The sequence below is a fragment of the Ensifer sp. genome (assembly GCF_035999135.1).
Lineage (GTDB): Bacteria > Pseudomonadota > Alphaproteobacteria > Rhizobiales > Rhizobiaceae > Ensifer.
In genome coordinates, this window is record NZ_DASYGZ010000016.1 from 1 (window position 1) to 23,872 (window position 23,872).

Here is a 23,872-nt window from a genome sequence, read left to right on the forward strand (position 1 = left end):
TCGTGCGTCGCCGCGGCCAATCCAACCTGTTCCATCGTCTTCAGTCCCCGAATCCAAACACCCGGCAAGAGCGGTTCATGCTCGTGACCGGGTAGCCCAAACGTCCTGTTTGCAAGAGTGCCCGGCACCGCCGCAGATCGCACGATCGCGACCTTAATTAGCTTTAGGTTGCCTTCTTGCCGTCAATTTTGGTCAAAGGATGACGTGCACCGCACAAATCCTGATGGGATGATTAAGACACCATTATGGTTAAGAGACCGTTACCAACCTGTGTCTTTGAAGCCTCACTTAAGCGGCGGAACCGGCGCTGGCCCGGCGCGTTCTCCGGTCGCGACCCGTCGAGTGACGGGACGTTGCGAAAAGGCGCCCGGCTCGCGATAGTCTGACCGTCGCGGCCTGGGCGCCGCCGGGTTCAGGGCGGGCCAAACGACGTTGACCGTGCAATCGAACAGCGGGTGACCACATGACCGGTACCGGAGATGCATCCATCAAACGCGGCAAGGGCAAACCGGCCGCACCGAAGCCGAAAACGTCGGCCGCAAAACCACATACCGCCACTTCCGACGAGACCGTTTGCGGCATCAGGATCAGCCATCCCGAGCGGATCCTGTTTCCGGAGCGAGGCATCAGCAAGGGAGATCTCGCCCACTATTACGCGGCGGTCGCCGATCGCATGCTTCCCCATGTCGCCGGCCGCCTGTTGTCGCTGGTGCGCGCGCCGCAGGGGTTAAAGGGGCCGCGCTTTTACCAGAAGCATGCGGGTGACGGCTTTCCCTCGGAGATCAAGGAAATCCCGGTCAAGGAAGGCTCCGGGGAAACCGAAAACTACATGTACGTCGAAGGGGCCGAAGGATTGGTCGCTGCGGTGCAGATGGGCTCGCTTGAATTCCACATCTGGGGCTCGCATGTAGAGACGCTGGAATCGCCAGACCGACTGGTTTTCGACCTCGACCCTGACGAAGGCCTCGACTTCGACATTGTCAAGCGGGCGGCCATGGCTCTGAGGGACACACTTGCGGACATTGGATTGAAGTCCATGCCGATGGTCACCGGCGGAAAGGGCGTACACGTCGTAGCGCCCCTGACGGCTGAGGCCAACTGGGCGCAAGCCAAGGACTTCACCAAGGCCTTTGCGCAAGGGTTCGCCGAGCGCGATCCGGACAAGTTCGTCGCCACCATGTCGAAGGAGAAGCGCAAGGGGCTGATCTTCATCGACTGGCTGAGAAACGAGCGCGGCGCCACCGCGATCGCTCCCTATTCGATCCGGGCGCGATCGGGCGCACCGGTCGCCACGCCGGTCAGCTGGAAGGAACTTGGCGACCTTGAGGCCGCCAACAGCTTCCATAGTCCCGACATCCTCGCCCGCATCGAAGGCGGGCACGACCCTTGGCAGGATCTTGCGAATTTAAAGCAGTCTCTCACCAAGGACATGCTGGACAAGATCGGGGTGAAGGCGGCGGATTAGGCTGCCGCCTCCCGTTGCAGATCCTCGATCCAGGCGCGGATGGACGTGCCGATCGCCTCGGGATGATCCTCCTGCAGGTAGTGCGCGGCTGCACCGAGTTTCACCAGACGGCAATGGGTCAACTCGCCGGAATAGGCTTCCGCTTCGGCTGGCGAGATCAATGCGCCGGGATCGCCCGAGAATAGGAGCTTCGGATAACGCGAGGCGCGAAGAGCCGCGTGGTCTGCCGTGCTGGTCGCGTAAAACTCGCTCGGCGCGCCTTCGATCGGCAGTTCGCGCGGCAGGCGCAGCACCGGGCGTCGCGACGACACGTCAGGAAACGGCGCGCGGTAGGCGTCCATTTCCGCGTCTGTCAGCCTGCGCAGGATCGCATTCGGCACGACCCGCTCGATGAAGACATTCTCTTCCAGGATCAGCCGCTCGCCGACACCCTCGGTGCGGAACGCCTTGAAGAGTTCACGGGCCTGCGGCTTCTGGTGGAAGGCCTCATAGGTATCGGCCGGCCGGATGTATTCCATGAAGGCGAGCCCCAGTACCTTTTCCGGGTGTAGGGCAGCAAAGTGAAAGGCAAGCGCTGTTCCCCAGTCCTGGGCCACCAGAAACAGCGGACCGGGCGCGACCTTTTCGATGAAGGCTTCGAGATAGCGGAACTGGTCGAGGAAGGAATAGTCGATATCGGGCTTCGCCGAATGGCCGTATCCGATCAGGTCTGGCGCGACGCAATGCCCGGTCGGCGCCACATGCGGGATGATGTTGCGCCAGATGTAGGACGATGTCGGATTGCCATGCAGGAAGAGGACGGTCGGCCCCGAACCCTGCTCGACATAGGCCATCGCCGATCCCAGGATATCGACGAACGATTTTCTGGCTGGGAATGTCGCGTCATGCATGCCTTCCTCCATCAAACACGGTTGAAAAAACGATCTTCCTGAACGTTGCAAGCGGCGCCGGGCTGCGATCGACCTTCATCCGCAGCATCGCGCCCTGCCAGGCGCTGAGCAGGAAATCGGCAAGCTCGGCAGCCGAGCCGAGCGGAGCGATCTCCCCCTTCTCCAGCCCCTCGGCGATGCAAGCCTCGAAAGGACCCCGCCAGGTCGCAAAGAGCTTCGACAGATGCGCACGCAGCCGTTCATTGTCGAAGGAGGCTTCGAGGCTGAGATTGCCGATCATGCAGCCGCGGCTGTAGTCGGCGTCGGCAAGCTTGCCCGCGATGAGGTCGATGTAGCGGCGGAGCCGGTCGACCGGGCAAACGCTTCTGTCGCCAAGCGCCTCTTCGACGAGGCCCGAGACATAGGCGAAGTAGCGATCGAGCACCTCGATGACGAAGTCTTCCTTCGAAGCGAAGTGATTGGTGAAGGACCCCGGCCTTGCGCCCGCAGCCTCGACGATGTCGCGTACGCCGGTGCCGGCGTAGCCTGTGTTCCATACGAGCTGATCGCCCGCTTTCAGAAGATTTTCGCGTATCGATTTTCTGGACATGGCGAAATAATACGTACGTCCGTATTATTGTCAATCCGGCAAAACGGCCGATCGGAAAGAACCATCCTGTTCCATAAAAAACGCCCCATGAAGGGGCGCTTCGACGGCATCATCCAATCGAACGGCGCGGCTAGCCGGCGCTTTCCTTGGCGTGGTGGAACTTGTAGGCGAGCGCCTCCGGCAGTCGCCGCGGCCGTCCCTGGCCGTTGATCACGGCGATGATCACCTTGGCGGCGATCAGCAGCTGTTCGCCGCGGCGGATCTCCTGCTGCAGCACCATCTTGGCGCCGCCTGCCTTTTCCGTGACCGTGGTGATCGTCAGGATATCGTCCATGCGCGCCGGCAGCTTGAAGTCGATCTCCATGCGATGCACGACGAAGACGAGACCTTCGCTGTCGCCCGCGATCGCGAGCGTCGCCTGCTCGACACCGAGCAGCCGCAGGAAGTCGGTGCGGGCGCGCTCCATGAAATGTAGGTAGCGGGCGTGGTAAACGACGCCGGAAAAGTCGGTGTCTTCGTAATAGACGCGCTGGATCAGCCGGTGGCCGCTTTCGGTCAGTTCGCCTGCGAGCGAAATCTGGGACATGCTTTTCTCCGGAAGTACATCCCGTTCCTGTGCAGGAACAAAAAGCCATTTGCAAGCATTGCAGCCTTGTCACAATCCTATCTTATCACGTGACGGACTTCCTTCCCTCGATCAGGAGAACGTGCATGAAGATTGCGATTCTCGGCGGCGACGGTTTCGTTGGCTGGCCCACGGCTCTTCATTTGTCCGATGCCGGTCACGACGTCCACATCCTCGACAATCTCTCGCGCCGCTGGATCGATACTGAGCTCGGCGTGCAATCGCTGACGCCGATGGACTCGATCCAGGAACGCACCCGCATCTGGCATGCCGAGACCGGTCGCCGCATCCACTTCAACCTGATCGATCTTGCCCGCGACTACGAACTGCTCAAGAACTGGCTGGCAGACCACCGACCGGATGCCATCGTGCATTTCGCCGAGCAGCGCGCCGCCCCCTATTCGATGAAGAGCGACCGCCACAAGAACTACACCGTCAACAACAACGTCAACGCCACGCACAATCTGCTGAATGCGCTGGTCGAACTTGGGCTCGACGCCCATCTGGTGCATCTCGGCACCATGGGTGTCTATGGTTATTCGACCATCGGTGCGGCGATCCCTGAAGGGTATCTGCCCGTCGGCATCGAGACGATGGACGGCCAAACCGTCAGCCAGGAGATCCTCTACCCCTCCAATCCCGGCTCGATCTACCATATGACCAAGTGCCTGGATCAGTTGCTCTTCCAGTTCTATGCCAAGAACGATGGCCTCCGGATCACCGACCTGCACCAGGGCATCGTCTGGGGCACCCATACCGAACAGACGCGCCGTCACCCACAGCTCATAAACCGTTTCGACTATGACGGCGACTACGGCACCGTGCTCAATCGCTTCCTGATCCAGGCAGCGATCGGCTATCCGCTGACCGTGCACGGCACCGGCGGCCAGACACGCGCCTTCATCCACATTCAGGATTCGGTGCGCTGCATCGAGCTGGCCTTGAAGAACCCGCCGGCGCGCGGCAGCCGCGTCGAGATCTTCAACCAGATGACCGAGACGCACCGGGTTCGCGACCTCGCCCAGATGATCGCAACCGTTTCGGGGGCCCAGATCGCCTGGCTGCCGAACCCGCGCAAGGAAGCGGCCGAAAACGAACTGGTCGTGCACAACGAGAAATTCCTGGGCCTCGGCCTCAACCCGACGCGGCTTGAGGACGGGCTGCTGTCGGAAATCGTCGATGTCGCGAAGAAATTCGCCTATCGTGTCGATCGAACGCGCGTGCCGGCCGTCTCCGCCTGGACCAAGGATATCGCGCCGCTGATCAACCACGACCCCGAGGGCAAGCGGCTGAAATCCGTTTCATGACATCGACCGACCACTCGGAGGGGCTCCGCCCCTCCTCGGCTCCCAGTGCCGATCATGCCTTCGTGACCCTCGTCACCAATGCCGACTATGCGCTTGGCGCCCGCGCTCTGGCGCGCTCGATACGATTGACGGACACTGCGGCCGAAATCGTCGTGCTGCATACGGGCGGCGTTTCTCCTGAAGCCTTGGCGCCGCTGGCCGAATTTGGCTGCCGCCTGATCGACACCGAACTTCTGCCGCTGTCCGATGCCTTCAACACCCGCCACGCTCGCCGCAACGTTCACGACAAGGCCCCCTTCACCAAGGGCCGCAAGCCGGATTTCCACTCGCCGCTCGACAATTTCTGCAAGCTCCGGCTTTGGCAGCTCAGCGAATATCGCCGCTGCGTCTTTATCGACGCCGACGCCATCGTGCTCAGGAACATCGACCGGCTGTTTTCCTATCCGGAATTTTCCGCCGCCCCCAATGTCTACGAAAGCCTCGCCGACTTTCACCGACTGAACTCCGGCGTCTTCGTCGCTGAGCCTTCACTCACGACGTTCGCGAAGATGCTCGCCCGCCTAGACGCCCTCGACGCCTTCTGGCCACGCACCGATCAGACCTTCCTGCAGCAGTTCTTCCCAGACTGGCACGGCCTGCCTGTCACGATGAACATGCTGCAATATGTCTGGTTCAATCTGCCGGAACTCTGGGACTGGCGCTCGATCGGCGTGCTTCACTATCAATACGAAAAGCCCTGGGAGAAGGATCATCCGCGCGCCAAAAGCCTGCAGCCGCTGATCGACCTCTGGTTCGCCTATCTTACCGGCGACAACATCCCCGACATCGCCTCGCTTGCCAATCCGGCGCGGCCATGACCCGCGTTCTGGTTTCGGGCGGCAGCGGTTTCGTCGGACGCTTCATCGTCGCGCACCTTAGGAGACACGGCTATGATGTCGTGATCGGCGGCCGCCGCCCTCCCGATCCCGGATGTTTCTCGACCGGTCTCCCCTTCGTGCCGCTGTTTCTCGAGCCGGACCGCGACCAGACAGCGGCGTTCGAAGGGATCGATGGCTTCGTCCACGCCGCATTCGAACATGTCGAGGGCAAATACCGCGGCGGCGAAGGCGACGATCCGCAAGGTTTCTGCCGCGCGAACGTCGATGGCTCGATCCGGCTGTTCGAGGCTGCCAGAGCGGCCGGCGTCAAACGCTGCGTGTTTTTGTCGAGCCGTGCCGTCTACGGCAGCAGGCTTGCCGGTGCCGTCGACGAGGTCTCGCCGCCCGAACCCGACACGCTTTACGGCGAGATCAAGGTTGCGGCCGAGGAGCGGCTCGGGGCACTTGCGCGTATCGATTTCGTCACGGCAAGCTTGCGCGTCACCGGTGTCTACGGAGACCCTGGCTCGGGACGACCGCACAAGTGGACCGCGCTTTTTTCCGACTATCTCGATGGAAGGCCGATCGCGCCCCGCCTCGGCACCGAGGTGCATGGTGACGATGTCGGCGCGGCCGTGCGCCTCATGCTCGAGGCGGACGCAACCGACGTGTCCGGCACAGCCTTCAACGTCTCCGACCTGTTGCTCGACAACAGGCAGATCCTGTCGGTCGTGCAGGAACTGACGGGATGCCCGCATCCCTTGCCGGAGGCGAGCCCAGCAGCAGACTATCTGGTCATGACGACCGATAGATTACGCGCACGTGGCTGGCAGCCGGGCGGTTTGGCGCGGCTGGTGGAAACGATCAGTGCGATGATGTCGGGCGGCAAGACCGCCTAGCCAAGATCGATAACGACAATTTCCGGCGGCACGCCGAAGCGGACCGGCGCGAGCGAGCATCCAAGGCCGCCCGACACGATCAGATTGCAGTCGTTCTCGGTCACGTGGCCATAGGCGTAGCGGTCACCGAAGCGCGATGGCACGACCGGCGCATAGCCGAGCAGCCGCACCTGACCGCCATGGGTATGGCCCGACAACGTCAGTGCGACCCGAGACGGAACACGGGGAAAAACGTCCGGCTCATGCGCCAGAAGAATGACCGGGTCGGCGTCGCTCACCTGGGCCAGCGTACCGTCGAGGTCGTCGAGGCCACTCATGCGCTTGCGCTGCCACTTCTTGCCCGGCACGAGAGCCAGCTGATCCTCGAGACCGGCGATCCAGAAGCCCTGGCCATCCTTTTCCAGTCGCACCGCTCGGTTGCTGTAGACGTTGATGCCGACGTCCTGAAGCGCCTTGTGCCCAAAGGTCGGGCCGCCGCCGTTCTTCTGTGCCGTCCGGTCCTCCCACCAGTCGTGGTTGCCCATGACGGCATGCACCCCGAGCGGGGCTTCAAGCGTCGCGAGCGCCTTCGACCATTCGCTGGAATGTACATAGCGCGTCACGAAGTTCATGCCGGCCACGTAGTCGCCGAGCAAAAGCGTGATGTCGCCGCCAAGCGAGTTCGCCTGACGGCAGATCGAGGCGATGCGGCTCGCCGGCATCCAGGGCTCGCAAGCGTGGATATCGGTCAGCACGACGGCGCGCAGTTTCAGTCCCGGCGTCCAGCCGGGCGGCGTCAGCTTGTAGCGGGTGACATTGAGCCGCGCGAGCGGTTCGACCGCAAAGGCATAACCGCCGAGGGCCGCCATGCTGGCGATCCCGCCGCCGATCAGTTTGAACAATCCGCGGCGGCTGATCATCTAGTCGTCGTCCTCTAAGGTCAAGCGGAACTGCGCCGCCTCGACTTCCTTGGGTGGGTTGAGGCCGATATGTTTCCAGGCATTGGCGGTCAAAATGCGGCCGCGCGGGGTGCGCTGGATGAAGCCCTGCTGGATGAGATAGGGCTCGATGATGTCCTCGATCGCGTCCCGCGGTTCGGAAAGCCCGGCGGCGATGGTTTCGATGCCGACCGGCCCGCCACCGAAATTCTGCGCGATCATGAAGAGATAGCGGCGGTCGAGCTGGTCGAGCCCCATATTGTCGACCAGCAGCCGCGTCAGCGCCTCATCGGCGATCTCCCGTGTCACGGCCTCGGCGCGCGCCACTTCGGCAAAATCGCGCACCCGGCGCAAGAGCCGGCCGGCAATGCGCGGCGTGCCGCGGGCGCGCCGCGCGATCTCGCGTGCGCCGTCGTCGGTCATGCCGAGACCCATCAGCCGTGCGCCGCGGCGAACGATCGATTCCAGCTCTTCGACCGTGTAGAAATTGAGCCGCACGGGAATGCCGAAACGGTCGCGGAGCGGCGTGGTCAGGAGGCCGAGACGGGTCGTGGCCGCCACCAGCGTGAACTTCGACAGATCGATCTTGACGGAGCGCGCCGCCGGACCTTCGCCGATGATCAGGTCGAGCTGGAAGTCTTCCATCGCCGGATAGAGGATTTCCTCGACCGCCGGATTGAGCCGGTGAATTTCGTCGATGAAGAGCACGTCGCGCTCTTCGAGATTGGTCAGCAGAGCGGCAAGGTCGCCGGCCTTGGCGATGACAGGACCGGATGTCGAGCGGAAATTGACGCCGAGTTCCTTGGCCATGATCTGCGCGAGCGTTGTCTTGCCGAGCCCGGGCGGGCCGACGAACAGCACGTGGTCGAGCGCCTCGCCACGGTTCTTCGCAGCCTCGATGAAGATCTTCAGGTTGGCGCGTGCTTCCGCCTGGCCGGTGAAATCGTCAAGCGTCTGCGGCCGCATGGTCGCGTCAGTGTCTTCACCGCGCTTTTCCGGCGCTATCAGGCGTGCCGCGTCAGTCATGCATTCGTTCCAATCAGTCGGTCGTCAGTCGCAGATATCCTACCTGCGGCCAGCCACGTTTCGTTCTGCCTTGCGCGCTCGGCCAAGGCAAGCGCTCATCGCGCCAGTTCCTTGAGACCAAGGCGAATGAGCTTGGCGCTATCGCCGCCCTCACCGCCATTCTTCAGCGCCGCGGCAACGGCATTGGCCGCCTGGTCGCGCGAATAGCCGAGATTGGTCAGCGCAGAAACCGCATCCGAAACCGGCGCGGACGCAACGCCTTCGCCGAGCTCCTGCTTGAGCCCGATCGAGGCCGACATCTCGCCGGCAAAGGCCGGTGCCTTGTTCTTCAGCTCCGTGACGATACGAACCGCCACCTTGGGCCCGACACCAGGCGCACGCGATACCGACGTCTTGTCCTGCAGCGCGATGGCGTTGGCGAGCTCGCCCGGCGTCAGCGTCGAGAGCACCGCAAGCGCCACCTTCGAGCCGACCCCCTGCACGCTCTGCAGAAGACGGAACCATTCCCGCTCCAGCGCCGAGAGGAACCCGAACAGCTTCAGCTGGTCCTCGCGCACATAGGTCTCGATGAACAGCACCGCCGCCTCGCCGGCCGAACCGAGCCTCGACAAGGTGCGCGCCGAGCAGAAGGCGACATAGCCGACGCCATGCACATCAAGCACGACGTGATCCTCGCCGATCTCGTCGATGGTACCCTTCAATTTGCCGATCATGTGGCGTCTCTCGCGGTGGGCTGTGATGATCGAAGACCATCGGGAACAATCTTGTTTAGCGCAACTACGCCATCAATGCGGCGAGCCGGCTCGTCACCGATTGGCGATTGTGGGCATGGCAGATCGCGATCGCCAGCGCGTCCGCCGCATCGTTGCCCTTGAACTCGACCTTCGGCATCAGAACCTTGATCATCATGTGGATCTGCTGCTTCTCGCCGTGGCCGACGCCGATCACCGCCTTCTTGACGGCGTTCGGCGCATATTCGGCGACCCGAAGACCCGCGCGCGCCGGCACCAGCATGGCGATGCCGCGCGCCTGGCCGAGCTTCAGCGTCGCAGTTGCATCCTTGTTGACGAAGGTCTGCTCGACTGCCGCCTCGTGCGGCTGATAGCTGTGCACGACATCGGCAAGGCCGTCATGCAGCTGGCAGAGCCTGGAGGCAAGATCCATGTCGCCATCGGAGGTCACAGTGCCGGAAGCGACGAAACGCAGCGAATTGCCGAGCGTCTCGATAATGCCCCAGCCGGTACGGCGGAGGCCCGGATCGATGCCGATGATGCGAATCGTGGTTTGCATGAATTTCACCCTATGATGTCAGTCCGGACGCTGCCAGCAAATAGTGAACAAAACAAAAACATACGCACAGCTGAGAGCAACGCTCAGGATTTCTTCGCCGCCACTCTTGGATTGAGGAAAATTGAGCTTACATAGCCTTCAATCAATTTCTCTCAATAAAGGGCCTTGCCATGGCGACCTTCTCCGTTCTCGATCTCTCTCCGATCACGGAAGGCGGCAGTGTCGCCCAATCGCTCGAAAACACCAGACGCCTGGCCCAGGCCGCCGAGGAAAACGGCTACAAGCGCTTCTGGCTCGCCGAGCACCACGGCATGAAGGGCATCGCCAGCGCTGCGACCTCGATCGTCATCTCCCACGTGGCGGCGGCGACCAGGACGATCCGCGTCGGCTCCGGCGGCATCATGCTGCCGAACCATTCGCCGCTGGTCATCGCCGAACAGTTCGGCACGCTGGCAGCGCTTTATCCCGGCCGCATCGATCTCGGCCTTGGCCGCGCACCCGGCACCGACATGCGCACTGCCCAGGCGCTTCGCCGCAACATGGAGGCGAGCGGCAACAATTTCCCGAACGACGTCGTCGAACTGCAGGCGCTGCTTGGCCCCGTCGCCGAGGACCAGAAGATCATCGCAGTTCCAGGCGCCGACACCAACGTGCCGATCTGGCTGCTCGGCTCCAGCCATTTCAGTGCCCATCTTGCCGGCATGCTCGGACTTCCCTTTGCCTTCGCGTCCCATTTCGCGCCGGACATGCTGCTTTCAGCGCTGGAGATCTACCGCGAGCGCTTCACCCCTTCCGAGACCCTTCAAAAGCCGCATGCCATGGTCGGCGTCATGGGCGTCGCCGCCGATACGGACGAAGAAGCGAACCACCTCTTCACATCGATGCAGCAGTCGTTCGTCGCCCTTCGCCGCAATGCGCGCGGCCAGTTTCCGCCGCCGGTCAAATCGATGGACGGGCTTTGGAGCTATGACGAAAAGATCTTCGTCGATCATTCGATGATGTATGCGGTGGTCGGCAGCCCGGAGACGATCAGGCGGAAGATCGCAGCGTTCCTCGAACAGACGAAGGCCGACGAACTGATCATTTCCATGCCGATCTTCGACATGGAGGCGCGGCTGCATTCGCTTCGGCTCTTCGCCGAAGCCCAGCGCGCGCTCGCCAAGGCAGCGTAGAGCATGTCGCGTAAAAGTGTGCGGCGGTTTTGCGATAACGACATGCGCCAAATCAATAGCTTAAAGCGCGGAAAGCGAATCTGAAAGATCGCGACGCGCTTTAAGGATCAGCGCGCGCCGAAGGCCGAGGCGATCTCGTCCATCTGGCCGAAGAACCGGTCTGGCCGAAGCCCCTGCAGGAACGCCGGATCGGCGTAGCCCCAGCTGACGGCGCCGGCGGCAACGCCGGCCTTTCGCGCCGCCTCGATGTCGCGCGCCTCATCGCCGATCGCCAGGACGCGCGAGGCGTCAACACCGGAATAGCGGATCGCCCTCTTGAAATGCTGCGCCTTGCCGAAGAGGGTGGCGCCGCATTCATAGAGATCGACGGTCGCTGCCACCGTGCCGAGCGCCGCACGGATGCCCTCCTCCGCGTTGGAACTGACGATCGCAATTCCAATGCCCGCCGATTTCAGCCGTCGCAACAGATCGGCCGCCCCTGGAAACAGGCAGACAGACGCGGCCTCGTCCACCATGGCACGGCGCATGAAGGTGGCGATCTGCGGCAGCTTCCACATGGGCACGCCGAGATGGGTGATGATCTCGCGATTGCCCATCGTCCTGAGCGACTGGAACTCCTCGACGGAAAGCTCGCGAAAGCCGTAACGTCGCGCGGCCGCATTGCATGCCGTCATGAAGCTTGCCGCCGTGTCGGCGAGCGTGCCGTCGAAATCGAAGATCGCGAACTGGTAGGTCATAGTGGTCCCGCCAAAAAACAAAACCCGCGCCCTTTCGGACGCGGGTTGCAAGATCGCATTTTCCGGGCCGTCCGATCAGGCCGACAGCTTCGCCAGGATCTCGTCCGAAACTTCGAAGTTCGAATAGACGTTCTGGACGTCGTCGTCGTCTTCGAGAATGTCGATGAGTTTCATCAGCGATTGCGCCTTTTCCTCATCGACCGGCACGGTGTTCTGCGCCTTCCAGATCGCCTTGACGGTTTCGGCTTCGCCGAGCGTGTCTTCGAGTGCCTTGGAAACGTCGCCGATCGCCTCGAAACCGCAGATGATCGTGTGGCCGTCCTCATCCGTGCTCACGTCGTCGGCACCCGCCTCGATCGCCGCTTCCATCACCGTGTCCGCGTCACCGACCGAGAGCTTGTAGGTGATTTCGCCGACGCGGTCGAAGGAGAAGGAAACCGAACCGGTTTCGCCGAGCGCGCCACCGGCCTTGGTGAAGGTCGAGCGGACGTTGGAGGCCGTGCGGTTGCGGTTGTCGGTCAGCGCCTCGACGATGACGGCGACGCCGCCCGGGCCGTAGCCCTCGTAGCGCACTTCTTCGTAGTTCTCCGCGTCACCGCCGGAAGCCTTCTTGATCGCCCGTTCGATGTTGTCCTTCGGCATCGACTGCGCCTTGGCGTTCTGGATCGCCAGGCGCAGGCGTGCGTTCATCGCCGGGTCCGGCATGCCGGACTTGGCGGCAACCGTGATTTCGCGCGCGAGCTTGGAAAACATTTTCGAGCGCACCGCATCCTGACGGCCCTTGCGGTGCATGATGTTCTTGAACTGTGAATGGCCAGCCATGGCACCCTCTGCATGCATGAATTTGAATGGAATGGGGCGCCTTATAGTTTTATTGCCGCTTTCCGTCCAGCGGGGGCGCGGCTTTTCAGTCCGCCGACACCTGCGCGCGGCTGAGCACGAAACCGTGCCCATCCTCGCGACGGCACGAAAGACCGGTGCGCTCCGAGACGCACGAGAACGGCCCCTGCGCCCAGCCTTGCCCATAATCGAGTACGGTCTCGGCCGCGCAGCAACTCGGATCGCCGACCGCGTGATCGAGCGTGGCAGCGCCCGCGCGGCCGAGCGTGGCGCGGACATAGCGCGGCGCGACGATATCGCAGGCAAGCTCCGGGCCGCCATCGGCAGGCTGGTACACCGCCGTGCCGCCGGCCGGCGTGTAGACGCAGCCGATATTGCCTGACGGCATCATGAACACCTCCTGCTCGCCCGCAGGCTCAACGGCCGTTTCGGGCAGGCTTTGCTGAGACTGTCCTTTTTGCTGAAACTGGCCTTCCGGAGATGGCATGCGCGGCGGCGGTGCGCCGCCTGCCTGCGCCAGGGTTGAAAGGGTAAGGAACATCGAAACGCCAGCCACAAGCAACTTCATCGGGCGATCCCAGGGCATTTCGCACAAAAGTCCGCAGCGGTTTTGCGACGTCATGCGACACTTTCAGATTCAGACGCCCTTCAGAATATAAATCAGCGGTTTGCTTGGCAAGGAACGCAGGGAGACTTTGATACTGGCGCTGTCGGCGAAGCGTTTGTCGTAGTTGTCGCCGAACATGTCGAGAAAGGCGTCGATCGGCGGACCGCGACGGTGCATCGGCAGGATCAGCGACGAGCGCAGCCGGCTGACGACCCGGCTCATGCTTTCCGCCCCCATGGTCAGGCCGCCGTCGACGGGCACCATCAAGACGTCGAGCCTGCCGATCTGGCGATAGTGGCTGTCGTCGAGTTCGTGGTGAAGATGACCGAGATGGCCGATGCAGAGATCCGCAACCTCGAAGATGAAGATCGAGTTGCCGTCATGCTCCATCCCGCCGGCGGCGCGAATATCGGTGGTCACGTTGCGGATGTAGGCGTCGCCGACCACGAGATCGTGCCTCGCCGGCATGCCGTTGTCGCTCCAGCCATGCAGGACGTTCCTGATCGCCGGATCTGGCGTCAGCGTGTAGTGGCTCGAATGCGCCTTGTTCATCGTCGCGACCGTCGGCGGCGCGGAAGGCGTAAACCAGCCATTATAGTCAGTCGCGATCGACACGCCGCCGGGCGTCTCGATCAGGAAGGTGGAGTGGCCGAGATAGCTGATCGTCACTTCTCCGACCGCAGTCTGCTTGTTGCTGGCGGCGGCCAGCGTGAAACTGGCGAAGGTCGCCTGCGGTATCGCCTCGGCAATTGCCTGGCACTGACTGGCATGAACAGGCTGTTGCTGCGCATGCGCGACCGACGGCCAGAATGCATGGATGAGCCAGATGGCGGCGAACGTGTAGACAAGGTAGCGGAGCATCAGCCTTCACCTCTCTCACTTTGACCACATGGCCCCGCGCCAAAGAAGCGCGCGCCAGGCGATTGTTGAACAGCGAATGGAAGCCTTTGCCTTCGCTCGGCCGAACCACGGCGTCACGGGCATGCAGAGAATTGTTCAAGCGCCTGGCCGCGTCCAGTTACAAACGGCGGACAGCACTCACGTTTGCGTCACCGCGCTCAATAGGCCAGCAAGGCGCATGCGCGCACAATGCAAACGCCCCGGCATGTCTGCCGGGGCGTTTGCATCATTTGGGGATCATGCGGCTATTCGGCCGGATGAGGCGCGGGTTCTGTCGCCCCTGCCGGCTTGCGCCGACGGAACGACCGGAGCGCCACGTAGAAGACCGGCGTCAGGAACAGGCCGAGGAAGGTGACGCCCAGCATGCCCGAGAACACGGCGGTTCCGAGCGACTGGCGCATTTCCGCACCCGGGCCGGTCGCGATCATCAGCGGCACGACGCCGAGAATGAAGGCGAAGGCCGTCATCAGGATCGGGCGCAGGCGCAACTGGCTCGCCTCCACCGCCGCCTCGATCGGCGTCTTGCCCTCGTCTTCGCCTTGCCGCGCGAACTCGACGATCAGGATCGCGTTCTTGGCCGCAAGGCCGATGAGAACGATCAACCCGATCTGCGTCAGCACGTTGTTGTCGAGGCCGCGGATCGACACGCCGACGAGTGCCGAGAGCACGCCGAGCGGCACGATCAGGATGATCGCCAGTGGCAGCACCCAGCTTTCATACTGCGCCGACAGCGCCAGAAACACGAAGACGACCGACAGGGCGAAGATGAACACGGCCGTGTTGCCGGTCTGGCGTTCCTGGAAGGCGAGTTCCGTCCACTCGAAGGTCGTGCCCTGCGGCAGGATCTGGGCGGCGAGCGCCTCCATCTTGTCGAGCGCCGTGCCGGTCGAGACGCCGACCGCCGGATTGCCCTGGATCGGCACCGATACGTACATGTTGTATCGCTGCACCAGCGTCGGGCCGGCCGTGTCGCGAATCTCCACAAGCGTGCCCATCGGAACCAGCGCCCCTGTCGCCGAACGCACCTTCAGGGCCAGGATGTTGTCCCGCTCGACGCGGTACTGCTGGTCGGCCTGCGCCCGCACCTGGTAGACGCGGCCGAAGGCGTTGAAGTCGTTGACGTAGGACGTGCCGAGGTTGATCGACAGCGCTTCGAAGATGTTGGGGATCGGCACGTTAAGTGTGCGCGCCTTGTCGCGGTCGATCGCCAGGAAGTACTGCGGGCTCGACGCCGAGAAGGTGGTGAAGACCCCCGTCAATCCCGGCGTCTGGTTGGCAGCGCCCATCATCTGGTAGGCGAGCCCAAGTGCACGACGCATGTCGGCGCTCTGCCGGTCCATGATCTGCATCTTGAAGCCGCCTGAGTTGCCGATACCGCGCACCGACGGGGGCGGCACGGCGATTATGAAGGCCTCCTGGATGCTCTGCAGGCTGCCGTAGAGCTGGCCGATGATCTGGTTTGCTCCCTGCCCGTGCTTCAGCCGCTCCTCGAAGCTTTCGAAGGAGGCGAAGACCACGCCCGAATTCGAGGCGTTGGTAAAGGTCGCGCCGTTGAAGCCGGCGAAGGCAACGGCGCTCTTCACGCCCGGCACGTCCTGGATGATCTTCGAGGCACGTTTGACCACCGCGTCGGTCCGGTCGAGCGATGCGCCGTCAGGCAGTTGGATGACGACGATCGCATAGCCCTGGTCCATGGTCGGCACGAAGCCGCGCGGCACCACCTGCGCCATGTACCAGGTGGCGCCGAGCAGGCCGACGAAGACCAGCAGAGCCGCAGCCAGCGCCACCTTGGTCGACACCAGCTTGCGCACCATCCAGGCGTAGCCCTCGGCCATCCGGTCGAAGCCGTTGTTGAAGCCGTTTGCCAGAGCCTTGCCGAAGCGCGTCAGCGGATTGCGGCTTTCGTGATGGCCGTTTTCGTGCGGCTTCAGGAGGATCGCCGCCAGCGCCGGCGACAAGGTCAGCGAGTTGAAGGCGGAAATCACCGTCGCGACCGAAATCGTCACGGCGAACTGCAGGTAGAACTGCCCGGCGATGCCGGGAATGAAGGCCGTCGGCACGAAGACGGCGGTCAACACCAGCGAGATCGCGATGACGGCGGCCCCCACCTCGTCCATGGTCACGTGCGCCGCCTCGCGCGGGGTCATGCCGCGCGCGAGATTTCGCTCGACGTTTTCCACCACCACGATCGCATCGTCGACGACGATGCCGATCGCCAGCACCAGGCCGAACAGCGTCAGCATGTTCAGCGAGAAGCCGAAGGCGTAGAGGAAGGCGAAGGTGCCGACGAGCGACACCGGGATGGCGACGATCGGAATGATCGCGGTGCGCCAGGATTGCAGGAAGACGAGAACGACGATGGCGACAAGCACGGCCGCTTCGGCGATCGTCTTATAGACCTCGTTGATCGATTCCGAGATGAACTCGGTCGGGTTATAGACGATCCGGTACTCGAGCCCTTCGGGGAAGTCGCGCGAGACGTCGGTCATCACCTTCTGGATCTGCTCGGCGGCATCGAGCGCATTGGTGCCCGGCCGCGAGAAGATGCCGAGCGCCACCGCCGGGCTGCCGTCGAGATAGCTGTTGTTGACATATTCGCGGGCGCCGAGCTCGACGCGCGCAACGTCCTGCAGCTGCACAAGACGGCCGCTTTCCGTCGCCTTGACGATGACGTAGCGGAACTGCCGCGCATCGCTGAAGCGACCGTCAGTGGTGACGGTGTACTGGAAGGCGCTGTCGCCGGGGGCTGGCGGGCCGCCGATCGAGCCGCCCGAGACCTGTACGTTCTGCTCGCGCAGCGCCTGCACGACGTCGCCCGCCGTCATGCCGTAGGCCGAGAGCTTCTCCGGATCGAGCCAGACGCGCAGCGCATATTCGCGCTCGCCGAAGAGGATGACGTCGCCGACGCCATCGAGCCGCACGAGCAGGTCGCGGATGCGCGTGCGCGCATAGTTCGAGACGTAGAGCTGGTCGTAACGTTCGGTCGGCGAGAGCAGATGCACGACCATCATCAGGTCGGGGGAGCTCTTGGCGGTGGTGATGCCGATGCGCCGGACTTCCTCCGGCAACCGCGGCTCGGCGATCGACACGCGGTTCTGCACCAGCACCTGCGCCTGGTCGAGGTCGGTGCCGAGCTTGAAGGTGATCGTCAGCGCCATCGAGCCGTCGGCGGTCGAATAGGAGGACATGTAGAGCATGTTCTCGACGCCGTTGATCTCCTGCTCAAGCGGCGTTGCGACGGTATTGGCGACGGTTTCGGCGTCCGCACCCGGATAGGCGGCCCGAACGACGATCGTCGGCGGGGCGATTTCCGGGTACTGCGCCACCGGCAGCTGGAAATAGGCGATGCTGCCGACGATCAGCAGCACGATCGAAAGCACCGACGCGAAGATCGGCCGGTCGACGAAGAAGTGAGCAAACCTCATTGCGCCGCCCCCACTGTTGGGCCTTCCGGCGGCAGCTGGATCGTCTCAGGCTTGACCTTGGTGCCGGGACGCGCCCGCATCAGGCCGTTGACGACGATGGTTTCGTCCCCCGTCATGCCCGAGCGGATGACCCGGTAGCCATGCAGCCTCGGGCCGAGCCGAACGGGCTTGGTCACCACGGTTCCGTCGCCGGTCACCTCGTAGACGATACGCTCGTTCTGGTCGGCGCCGATCGCCTCGTCCGGAATGAGCACGGCCTTGTAGGTGTTGGAACCCTCGATCTGCACGCGCCCGAATAGGCCCGGCTGCAGCACGAGCTTCGGGTTTTCGAGACGGGCCCGCACGCGCATCGTGCCGCTCTGCGGATCGACGCGGTTTTCGGCAAAGTCCAGCTTACCCTTGAACGGTTCTTCGTTGGAGTCGGCGATGGTGACGAGAACTTCCAGCGAACCGCCACCTTCCTGCAGCGCGCTGCCGCGCTCGCGCGCAACCCGGGCGTAGGAGAGCAGGCGCCGTTCGTCGACGTCGAAATAAAAGTCGATCGGGTCAAGCGAGACGATCGTCGTCAGCACCGTCTGGTCGGCCTGCACGAGATTGCCGAGCGAGAGCAAACGCCGGTCGACGCGGCCGCTGAGCGGCGCGGTGATGGTGGTGTAGTCGAGGTCGAGCTTGGCGCGCTCGACCGCCGCTTCCGAACCGCGCACCAGCGCCTGTGCCGACAAGAGCTCACGGCGATGGTCGTCGAGCGTCGAGATCGAAAGCGTGCCGGTGCCGGCCAGCGATTGCGTGCGCTTGAACTGGGACTCGGCGAATTCGAGCGTCGAGCGCGCCGATTCCAGTGTCGATTCCGCCTGGGAAAGCGCGGTGCGATAGGGACGCTGGTCGATGACGAAGAGCTTATCGCCCTTCTTCACCAGCGCGCCATCGGTGAAATTGACCTCGTCGAGGTAGCCGCCGATACGGGCGCGGACCTGCACCTCGTCGACCGGCTCGAAACGTCCGATGAACTCGTCGCTGTCGATCACGTCCCGCACGACCGGCTTGGCGACGGTCACCGTTGGCAATTGCGCGTCCTGCGCCTTGGCAGCGACGGCGGAAAACAGGGAAAGAGAAGCGCCGACAATCATCGGCAAATGCCACTTAGACAACATGCACGCCCTCCGAATGCACTTCGGATCGCGATGAGCAGCCATCGGGCCGGGCAGCGCGATCACCTTGAATACTTCAGAGCGGGCGATCGGCGGACAATCGTCGCAGCGCCGCTCCGCTCCGTACAAATCCCCGGATCGGGAGTGATCCGGCAGGCAAAATCAAACAAGCAATCAAACGAGACAGCGCTTCCGCCCGATGGCCGGCGAACGCTGTCGGATCAAAATCGTCGGCAACGGAACAAATTTCCCGTCGACCGGCGACAACAGCACGAGCCCGCAATCGAGGACTGCGGGCACACTTCAGATCTGCAAAAACGCACGAGTACATCACGCCCCGGCCCGGCGTGATCGGGCGATAACCTGCCATCATTTGATGGGGTTGTCACCTTGAAAAAAATCAATTCCGAGAAGGCGATACGGGATCGCCCGGCCCATGCGCCAGCGGCGGCGCACAAGGATCAGTATGCCGTTTTACCGCCGATCAGGACCAGAAGTCCGGGATCGTTTCGGCCAGCCGCGGCCCAAGCCTGAGCGGAGCGACCTTCTCGGCAAGCCCGGTGCGATCGGAGATTTCGACACCAAGGCCGCAGATGGTGGCCGGGCCCGAAGCCGCCTCGAAGCGCCCCTTCGGCATTTTCGAGATGAAGCGGTTGAGCGGCTCTTCCTTGTCCATTCCGAGCGAGGAATCATAGTCGCCGCACATGCCGGCATCGCTCATATAGGCGGTGCCGCCATTGAGGATCTGGTGATCGGCGGTGGGCACGTGGGTGTGGGTGCCGACAACGAGGCTGGCGCGTCCATCGACGAAATGGCCGAAGCATTGCTTCTCGCTGGTGGCTTCCGCGTGAAAGTCGAAGACGATCGCATCCGCCTGCTCGCCGAGCGGGCAGGCGTCGAGGATCGCCTCGGCCGACTTGAAGGGATCGTCGAGCTCAGGATGCATGAAGACGCGGCCCATGACGTTGGCCACCAGCACGCGCGCGCCATTGCGGGCGAAGAACAGGTTGGAGCCACGCCCGGGGGTGCCGGCCGGGTAATTGGCCGGCCGCAGGAACTGGTCGTGGCGCTCGCAGAACACCACCGCTTCCTTCTGGTCCCAGACGTGATTGCCCGTCGTCACCACGTCGGCGCCGGCGTTGATTGTTTCAAGGAAGATTTCCTCGGTGATGCCGAAGCCGCCGGCGGCGTTCTCGCCGTTGACGATGACGAAGTCGAGCTTGAGATCACCGACCAGTCCGGGAAGCCGGTCCCAGACCGCCGTACGTCCCGTCTTGCCCACCATGTCACCCAGAAACAGAAGCCTCATGCTCGCTCAATCCCACCAGAGCAAAGTCCGGCGGAAGCGCGTCTGCGATGGTTGCGTCCGGATTTGCTGAAAACAAAGAGATAGAGCGTCTACACGATCGCGGCCCTGCTGGAAACGTTTTAGATCGTTCGTGGCAGATGCAGGCAAAGGGCTGCGGTCCCGACCGGGCTCGCTCAATCGGCCGGGGTCATCCGCAAGCTTGCGCCGCGCCACTCAGAAATGGCGAAATCCGCTCTCGGTCAGCACCGCATCCAGGGCCACGTCGTGCGGCTCGGCCGGGACGCTTGCCACCTCCTGGCAATCGAACGCGATGCCGATCAGCTTCGGCAGGTGGCCCTTGATGCGCAGCCGGTCGATCGCCCGGTCGTAGTAGCCGGCGCCGTAACCGATCCGGTGGCCGGTCGCATCGAAGGCGGACAGCGGCACCAGCATGATGTCGGGGTCGAGTTCCGGCGCATCGGGTCCCGGGCCCGTGGTGCCGAAGCCGGTCGAGATGATGTCGACGCCATCGAGCAGTTCGCGAAAGACGATGGTCTTCTTGTCCATGATCACGGGCAGGCAGAGCCGGGCGCCGCGGCTCTTCAGCCGCGCCATCAGTGGCCTGATGTCGACCTCCGAGCGGATCGGCCAGAAGCCGGACACGATATGTCCCGGATCGAGCGCGATGACGTCGCCGGCGTGATCGGCCATGGTGAGGCTTGCCTCGATCCGCATCTCCGCCGACATCGCGTCGCGCAAGGCCAAGCGCTCCTTGCGCAGGGCCGCCTTCAAATCCTTCGGTGACATCCGGTTCTCTCCTGCCCGCTCGCCGCTCCATTCCCCGGAGACAGGATTCCCCACCCAAAATGGCACAGCCCGACGATTTCTTGCCGATTCCCGGCCATTTCGCCAGCCCGTTTACGCGTCGACGCCACCAAAACGGTGGCCGCCAACGCCGCTTTTGCTGCGTTTTGCGACAGCTGCCGAGCCGGCTCCCAGATCGGAACAGTTTTAGCGTTCCGTTCATCATGGCTAAGGGTTCTGCTTTCGCGAGCAACGAAGCCCGTGCAAATAAAGGCGCGATTTCAAATAATTAGCAGGAACTAATGCCCGCGTTCGATGTATGGACGCGCTCCTGCAGGCAACAGTGGAAAAGCCGACGTCCATGAAGGACCAGATGAAGGAACTCGACCCGCTGGAGCTGCGTTGCCTGACGCTTGCCGCCCGCGGTCGCACCCGCCAGGACATGATGCGCGAGACCGACATTCCGCTCGACCGGATCGATCGCGCGCTTGAAGACGCGATGCGGAAGCTGCACGCCGGCAACCTCGCCGAAGCGGTTTTTCGCGCAGCCAGACTGGACCTGATCTCTTAAGGCCGGGTCAGCCGTCGCGTTCATACCAACTAAAATGGCGCTCACACCAGCCAATGGGATCGGTAGACCAGATCGAGCATCGACCTTTCCGCGCGCGTCAGTTGACCCGCGTCGGGTTCGACCCCGGCGTCGCGCAGGAGTTGCGAGCGATGCCGTGGCAGCTCGACGGGCACATCGGGAAACATGAGCGCGCCGGCCCATCTCAGCAACCTCCGTCGGGTGACGACGGATGCTTCGGAAAAGGCGAAAACGGCAAGCACGCTCATGGCGAATGACCCTGCGCAGGATGATGTGACAGACTGATCTTCGCCCCTGCGTTGACATCTGACAAACGAATTGCAAGCATGGCAGCCATCAGAAATTCTGATGGTCATTTCCATGTCACTTCCACTCGACAGCGACCTGCTTCGAACCTTCCTCGCCGTCGTCGACACCGGCAACGTCACGCGCGCGGCCGATATCGTCGGCCGCACCCAGTCGGCCGTCAGCATGCAGATCCGCAAGCTTGAGGACCTGCTCGGCGACGCGCTGTTCGAACGCCATTCGCGCGGCGTCATCCTGACGCCGCAAGGACTGCGGCTGGTGGACAATGCGCGCCGCATCGTCACCCTCATCGACGACACGGCTGCGGCCATGCGCCAGCCGGCCCTCGATGGCGCCGTGCGCATCGGCATACCCGAGGAGTACATCAACTCCACCCTGCCAAAGGCGCTCGGCAGTTTTGCCGCCATTCACCCCGGCGTCGAGGTGACCGTGCAGCAGGGCGCCTCGGTCACCAACATCGCAGCGCTCGAGGCAGGCGAAATCGATCTCGCCGTCGTGTTCGAACCCGGCGGCAAGACAAAAAACGAAGTCCTGATGATGGACCCGACCGTCTGGGCGACATCGGAGCAGCACCGCACCGACGAGCGCCGGCCGGTGCCGATCGCCACCTACACCTATCTGGAGGGCGGCTGGTGCGACGACCTTGCCGCGCGCAACTTGAGAAAGCGCCGCATCGACAGCCGCATCGCCTATGTCAGCCGCACCAGCGGCGGCCTGATGGCGGCGGTGGTCTCGGGCCTGGCCATTGCCCCCCTCGCCCGCAGCAGCATCCCGGCCGGCTGCCGCGAACTGACCGCCGACGACGGTTATGACGTGATCGACTGCTCGAACGTGGTTCTGCGCATGTCGAAATCGGGAAACGGCAAGGACCGCATCGTCGAGGCCATGGCCGACGCCATCCGCCGGGCCTTTGCCGGGGACTGAGCGATCATCGTTTTGGAGGGGAAAGTGCGATCCACACAACCGATGGATAATTTACGATCCCGGGTGCCTACAAAGTAGGTGGGCGCCATGTGTCCGGACCCACGAGCCCGGCCAGGGACGGCTCCCTAGAGATCGAGTATGGCCCCGGGGATTGTGGTTCCTGTCGGGAAGCGCAGACCGCATCCGATATATAAAGTGTCTCGGCGCTTCGCGCCAGAGGCACGGCGTCAAAACGTGATCAGCTTGCCGTCGGGGTCGAGCGGCCGTTCAGCTTGGCGGCAATGCCGTGGATCTGCTGGGTGACTTCGCTGAGTGCGGCGGCCAGCGCCTCCTCGCTCTTCATCTGGTCGGACATGGCGGCGTCGCGGCCATCCGTCAGATTGCCGACCTCGGCCTCGAGCTTCTTCAGCCGGCGATTGACCTCGCTGAGTTCGTCCATGACCATGATACCGGCCATGACGGTCAGGCGCAGATCGCCGATCTCGCCGAACTGGCTCTTGAGATGCCCGACATACTGATCGAACCGGGTGGCAAGCTCGGTCAGGTGACCTTCCTGCCCTTCTTCACAGGCCATCCGATAGGCCTTGCCGTCGATCGATACTGTGACCTGCGCCATGTCGCGTCTTCCTAGCGGTCGAGCACCGCCCGAATGGTTTCCATCGCAGTCACGAGGCGTCGGGAAACCTCGCGATTGACTTCCTCAAGCCGGTTTGCCCGGAACTGCGACTGGTCGAGTTCCTGCGCCAACCGCGAACGGTCGGTGTTGACGCGCCTGACCTCGCCCTCGAATTCGCTGAAATCCCGCTCCCTGTCAAACCGACCGTCGATCGCATTCTCCAGGGATTGCACCGCGTTGCGCAGTTCGTCGATCGCCGCTTTGACAGTCTTTGCCGGCATGTGTTCCGAATACCTCGCCCATAAGGCCGAATCGCTCGAATCCCATCCGCCGCTTCGGCCCGATCTTTTTTAAACCTATTACGTAAGTCTCAACAATGCCAAGCATCGCAAACAACAGCGGAAGCTGTGGATGGATTGCGTAGCCGGCTTTCTTCAACGGCAGTGCGAAAGCATTGTTGCATTGCGGAACAGGCGCTTGAGCAAGCTGCCGTCAAATGGCCGCGGAAGCCCCGTATTTATTGACTCGCACGGCGCACCTGCTATGTGTCAGCCGCTTCTTGCGCGGTCTTTGGAGGATAGAGACCGTTCCCTGACCACCGAACGCAAACGGAACAGTCATGATCTCTCGCGAAAAACACGACCGGATGGC

General features: G+C 63.0%; 24 protein-coding genes, 1 other RNA gene and 1 pseudogene. 7 read left to right on the plus strand and 19 right to left on the minus strand.

Translation table 11 applies throughout. The features are described 5' to 3' along the window. Positions 1 to 484: 484 nt before the first annotated feature. Positions 485 to 1,465 (plus strand): annotated as a pseudogene (gene ligD, locus VGO12_RS01205) (non-homologous end-joining DNA ligase); the annotation flags it as partial. Here the strand turns inward: ligD and VGO12_RS01210 are convergent. The 3 genes from VGO12_RS01210 to ybgC all read right to left on the minus strand — a co-directional run bounded on the left by VGO12_RS01210 (position 1,462) and on the right by ybgC (position 3,530). After that, positions 1,462 to 2,355 carry a haloalkane dehalogenase gene (locus VGO12_RS01210; RefSeq protein WP_327510931.1) on the minus strand — a complete coding sequence of 298 codons (894 nt, stop codon included), beginning with the start codon at positions 2,353 to 2,355 and terminating at the stop codon, positions 1,462 to 1,464. The pseudogene ligD and the gene VGO12_RS01210 sit on opposite strands and share 4 nt — an antisense overlap. Then, complete coding sequence (locus tag VGO12_RS01215) at positions 2,348 to 2,944, minus strand: TetR/AcrR family transcriptional regulator (protein ID WP_327510932.1); 597 nt, start codon at positions 2,942 to 2,944, stop codon at positions 2,348 to 2,350. The genes VGO12_RS01210 and VGO12_RS01215 overlap by 8 nt, the downstream gene beginning before the upstream one ends. 130 nt (positions 2,945 to 3,074) lie before the next feature. After that, positions 3,075 to 3,530: a tol-pal system-associated acyl-CoA thioesterase gene (ybgC, locus tag VGO12_RS01220; RefSeq protein WP_327510933.1), complete on the minus strand. Its 456-nt coding sequence runs from the start codon at positions 3,528 to 3,530 to the stop codon at positions 3,075 to 3,077. A 125-nt stretch (positions 3,531 to 3,655) separates the two neighbouring features. Here ybgC and VGO12_RS01225 point away from each other — a divergent pair, with 125 nt between their 5' ends. Genes VGO12_RS01225 through VGO12_RS01235 form a run of 3 tightly spaced genes read left to right on the plus strand, consistent with a single transcriptional unit; the run spans position 3,656 to position 6,632 of the window. Beyond that, positions 3,656 to 4,876, plus strand: a complete 1,221-nt coding sequence (locus VGO12_RS01225; RefSeq protein WP_327510934.1) for an NAD-dependent epimerase/dehydratase family protein — start codon at positions 3,656 to 3,658, stop codon at positions 4,874 to 4,876. Further along, positions 4,873 to 5,733 (plus strand): glycosyltransferase, encoded by an 861-nt coding sequence (locus VGO12_RS01230; protein WP_327510935.1) that lies wholly within the window; start codon positions 4,873 to 4,875, stop codon positions 5,731 to 5,733. Before VGO12_RS01225 ends, VGO12_RS01230 begins: the two co-directional genes overlap by 4 nt. Next, entirely contained in the window at positions 5,730 to 6,632 is a 903-nt protein-coding gene (locus VGO12_RS01235) for an NAD(P)-dependent oxidoreductase (protein WP_327510936.1), read from the plus strand. Before VGO12_RS01230 ends, VGO12_RS01235 begins: the two co-directional genes overlap by 4 nt. Here VGO12_RS01235 and VGO12_RS01240 read toward each other — a convergent pair. The 4 genes from VGO12_RS01240 to ruvC form a co-directional block, all read right to left on the minus strand. Continuing rightward, complete coding sequence (locus VGO12_RS01240; protein WP_327510937.1) at positions 6,629 to 7,531, minus strand: metallophosphoesterase; 903 nt, start codon at positions 7,529 to 7,531, stop codon at positions 6,629 to 6,631. The two genes, VGO12_RS01235 and VGO12_RS01240, sit on opposite strands and share 4 nt — an antisense overlap. Beyond that, complete coding sequence (gene ruvB, locus VGO12_RS01245; RefSeq protein ID WP_327510938.1) at positions 7,532 to 8,575, minus strand: Holliday junction branch migration DNA helicase RuvB; 1,044 nt, start codon at positions 8,573 to 8,575, stop codon at positions 7,532 to 7,534. A 95-nt stretch (positions 8,576 to 8,670) separates the two neighbouring features. Then, complete coding sequence (gene ruvA / locus VGO12_RS01250) at positions 8,671 to 9,288, minus strand: Holliday junction branch migration protein RuvA (RefSeq protein WP_327510939.1); 618 nt, start codon at positions 9,286 to 9,288, stop codon at positions 8,671 to 8,673. A 64-nt stretch (positions 9,289 to 9,352) separates the two neighbouring features. After that, a complete protein-coding gene (gene ruvC / locus VGO12_RS01255) occupies positions 9,353 to 9,865 on the minus strand; it encodes a crossover junction endodeoxyribonuclease RuvC (RefSeq protein WP_327510940.1) in 513 nt (170 codons plus the stop codon). A 170-nt stretch (positions 9,866 to 10,035) separates the two neighbouring features. Here ruvC and VGO12_RS01260 point away from each other — a divergent pair, with 170 nt between their 5' ends. Then, positions 10,036 to 11,037: an LLM class flavin-dependent oxidoreductase gene (locus tag VGO12_RS01260; protein WP_327510941.1), complete on the plus strand. Its 1,002-nt coding sequence runs from the start codon at positions 10,036 to 10,038 to the stop codon at positions 11,035 to 11,037. A gap of 107 nt (positions 11,038 to 11,144) precedes the next feature. On the opposite strand, the gene VGO12_RS01265 is transcribed toward VGO12_RS01260, so the two are convergent. The 8 genes from VGO12_RS01265 to VGO12_RS01300 all read right to left on the minus strand — a co-directional run bounded on the left by VGO12_RS01265 (position 11,145) and on the right by VGO12_RS01300 (position 20,789). Then, positions 11,145 to 11,774: an HAD hydrolase-like protein gene (locus tag VGO12_RS01265; RefSeq protein WP_327510942.1), complete on the minus strand. Its 630-nt coding sequence runs from the start codon at positions 11,772 to 11,774 to the stop codon at positions 11,145 to 11,147. 75 nt (positions 11,775 to 11,849) lie between these two features. Continuing rightward, positions 11,850 to 12,596 (minus strand): YebC/PmpR family DNA-binding transcriptional regulator, encoded by a 747-nt coding sequence (locus VGO12_RS01270; protein WP_327510943.1) that lies wholly within the window; start codon positions 12,594 to 12,596, stop codon positions 11,850 to 11,852. Between the two features lie 85 nt (positions 12,597 to 12,681). Next, the gene (locus tag VGO12_RS01275) at positions 12,682 to 13,182 is read right to left on the minus strand and encodes a hypothetical protein (protein WP_327510944.1); all 501 of its coding nucleotides are present in this window, start codon (positions 13,180 to 13,182) and stop codon (positions 12,682 to 12,684) included. 69 nt (positions 13,183 to 13,251) lie between these two features. Then, positions 13,252 to 14,085 (minus strand): MBL fold metallo-hydrolase, encoded by an 834-nt coding sequence (locus VGO12_RS01280; RefSeq protein ID WP_327510953.1) that lies wholly within the window; start codon positions 14,083 to 14,085, stop codon positions 13,252 to 13,254. 281 nt (positions 14,086 to 14,366) lie between these two features. Beyond that, the gene (locus VGO12_RS01285) at positions 14,367 to 17,546 is read right to left on the minus strand and encodes a multidrug efflux RND transporter permease subunit (protein ID WP_327510945.1); all 3,180 of its coding nucleotides are present in this window, start codon (positions 17,544 to 17,546) and stop codon (positions 14,367 to 14,369) included. Continuing rightward, the gene (locus VGO12_RS01290) at positions 17,543 to 18,697 is read right to left on the minus strand and encodes an efflux RND transporter periplasmic adaptor subunit (protein WP_327510946.1); all 1,155 of its coding nucleotides are present in this window, start codon (positions 18,695 to 18,697) and stop codon (positions 17,543 to 17,545) included. The genes VGO12_RS01285 and VGO12_RS01290 overlap by 4 nt, the downstream gene beginning before the upstream one ends. A gap of 481 nt (positions 18,698 to 19,178) precedes the next feature. Beyond that, complete coding sequence (locus tag VGO12_RS01295; protein WP_327510947.1) at positions 19,179 to 20,003, minus strand: YmdB family metallophosphoesterase; 825 nt, start codon at positions 20,001 to 20,003, stop codon at positions 19,179 to 19,181. A 213-nt stretch (positions 20,004 to 20,216) separates the two neighbouring features. Next, positions 20,217 to 20,789, minus strand: a complete 573-nt coding sequence (locus VGO12_RS01300) for a 5-formyltetrahydrofolate cyclo-ligase (RefSeq protein ID WP_327510948.1) — start codon at positions 20,787 to 20,789, stop codon at positions 20,217 to 20,219. A 358-nt stretch (positions 20,790 to 21,147) separates the two neighbouring features. On the opposite strand from VGO12_RS01300, the gene VGO12_RS01305 reads away from it, so the two are divergent. After that, entirely contained in the window at positions 21,148 to 21,357 is a 210-nt protein-coding gene (locus tag VGO12_RS01305; protein ID WP_327510949.1) for a transcriptional regulator, read from the plus strand. 41 nt (positions 21,358 to 21,398) lie between these two features. Here VGO12_RS01305 and VGO12_RS01310 read toward each other — a convergent pair whose 3' ends face one another. Beyond that, positions 21,399 to 21,623 carry a hypothetical protein gene (locus tag VGO12_RS01310; protein WP_327510950.1) on the minus strand — a complete coding sequence of 75 codons (225 nt, stop codon included), beginning with the start codon at positions 21,621 to 21,623 and terminating at the stop codon, positions 21,399 to 21,401. Positions 21,624 to 21,735: 112 nt separating this feature from the next. Between VGO12_RS01310 and VGO12_RS01315 the strand changes: the two genes are divergently transcribed. Continuing rightward, on the plus strand, positions 21,736 to 22,605 hold the full coding sequence (locus VGO12_RS01315; protein ID WP_327510951.1) for a LysR family transcriptional regulator: 870 nt from the start codon (positions 21,736 to 21,738) through the stop codon (positions 22,603 to 22,605). 24 nt (positions 22,606 to 22,629) lie between these two features. Here the strand turns inward: VGO12_RS01315 and ssrS are convergent. The 3 genes from ssrS to VGO12_RS01330 form a co-directional block, all read right to left on the minus strand. Continuing rightward, positions 22,630 to 22,787: non-coding RNA, 6S RNA (gene ssrS / locus VGO12_RS01320), on the minus strand. A gap of 56 nt (positions 22,788 to 22,843) precedes the next feature. After that, on the minus strand, positions 22,844 to 23,221 hold the full coding sequence (locus VGO12_RS01325) for a cell division protein ZapA (RefSeq protein WP_327510952.1): 378 nt from the start codon (positions 23,219 to 23,221) through the stop codon (positions 22,844 to 22,846). A gap of 11 nt (positions 23,222 to 23,232) precedes the next feature. After that, complete coding sequence (locus tag VGO12_RS01330) at positions 23,233 to 23,502, minus strand: DUF4164 domain-containing protein (protein ID WP_034806184.1); 270 nt, start codon at positions 23,500 to 23,502, stop codon at positions 23,233 to 23,235. Positions 23,503 to 23,872: the final 370 nt, after the last annotated feature.

Excerpts from the sequence above, each read along its gene's own strand:
- VGO12_RS01215 (WP_327510932.1), bottom strand. The coding sequence starts at position 2,944 with ATGTCCAGAAAATCGATACGCGAAAATCTTCTGAAAGCGGGCGATCAG.
- VGO12_RS01295 (WP_327510947.1), bottom strand. The coding sequence starts at position 20,003 with ATGAGGCTTCTGTTTCTGGGTGACATGGTGGGCAAGACGGGACGTACG.
- ruvA (WP_327510939.1), bottom strand. The coding sequence starts at position 9,288 with ATGATCGGCAAATTGAAGGGTACCATCGACGAGATCGGCGAGGATCAC.
- VGO12_RS01240 (WP_327510937.1), bottom strand. The coding sequence starts at position 7,531 with ATGATCAGCCGCCGCGGATTGTTCAAACTGATCGGCGGCGGGATCGCC.
- VGO12_RS01315 (WP_327510951.1), top strand. The coding sequence starts at position 21,736 with ATGTCACTTCCACTCGACAGCGACCTGCTTCGAACCTTCCTCGCCGTC.
- VGO12_RS01330 (WP_034806184.1), bottom strand. The coding sequence starts at position 23,502 with ATGCCGGCAAAGACTGTCAAAGCGGCGATCGACGAACTGCGCAACGCG.
- VGO12_RS01325 (WP_327510952.1), bottom strand. The coding sequence starts at position 23,221 with ATGGCGCAGGTCACAGTATCGATCGACGGCAAGGCCTATCGGATGGCC.
- VGO12_RS01270 (WP_327510943.1), bottom strand. The coding sequence starts at position 12,596 with ATGGCTGGCCATTCACAGTTCAAGAACATCATGCACCGCAAGGGCCGT.
- VGO12_RS01230 (WP_327510935.1), top strand. The coding sequence starts at position 4,873 with ATGACATCGACCGACCACTCGGAGGGGCTCCGCCCCTCCTCGGCTCCC.
- ruvB (WP_327510938.1), bottom strand. The coding sequence starts at position 8,575 with ATGACTGACGCGGCACGCCTGATAGCGCCGGAAAAGCGCGGTGAAGAC.
- VGO12_RS01235 (WP_327510936.1), top strand. The coding sequence starts at position 5,730 with ATGACCCGCGTTCTGGTTTCGGGCGGCAGCGGTTTCGTCGGACGCTTC.
- VGO12_RS01210 (WP_327510931.1), bottom strand. The coding sequence starts at position 2,355 with ATGCATGACGCGACATTCCCAGCCAGAAAATCGTTCGTCGATATCCTG.
- VGO12_RS01290 (WP_327510946.1), bottom strand. The coding sequence starts at position 18,697 with ATGTTGTCTAAGTGGCATTTGCCGATGATTGTCGGCGCTTCTCTTTCC.
- VGO12_RS01225 (WP_327510934.1), top strand. The coding sequence starts at position 3,656 with ATGAAGATTGCGATTCTCGGCGGCGACGGTTTCGTTGGCTGGCCCACG.
- ybgC (WP_327510933.1), bottom strand. The coding sequence starts at position 3,530 with ATGTCCCAGATTTCGCTCGCAGGCGAACTGACCGAAAGCGGCCACCGG.
- ruvC (WP_327510940.1), bottom strand. The coding sequence starts at position 9,865 with ATGCAAACCACGATTCGCATCATCGGCATCGATCCGGGCCTCCGCCGT.
- VGO12_RS01260 (WP_327510941.1), top strand. The coding sequence starts at position 10,036 with ATGGCGACCTTCTCCGTTCTCGATCTCTCTCCGATCACGGAAGGCGGC.
- VGO12_RS01275 (WP_327510944.1), bottom strand. The coding sequence starts at position 13,182 with ATGAAGTTGCTTGTGGCTGGCGTTTCGATGTTCCTTACCCTTTCAACC.
- VGO12_RS01265 (WP_327510942.1), bottom strand. The coding sequence starts at position 11,774 with ATGACCTACCAGTTCGCGATCTTCGATTTCGACGGCACGCTCGCCGAC.
- VGO12_RS01285 (WP_327510945.1), bottom strand. The coding sequence starts at position 17,546 with ATGAGGTTTGCTCACTTCTTCGTCGACCGGCCGATCTTCGCGTCGGTG.
- VGO12_RS01310 (WP_327510950.1), bottom strand. The coding sequence starts at position 21,623 with ATGAGCGTGCTTGCCGTTTTCGCCTTTTCCGAAGCATCCGTCGTCACC.
- VGO12_RS01300 (WP_327510948.1), bottom strand. The coding sequence starts at position 20,789 with ATGTCACCGAAGGATTTGAAGGCGGCCCTGCGCAAGGAGCGCTTGGCC.
- VGO12_RS01305 (WP_327510949.1), top strand. The coding sequence starts at position 21,148 with ATGAAGGACCAGATGAAGGAACTCGACCCGCTGGAGCTGCGTTGCCTG.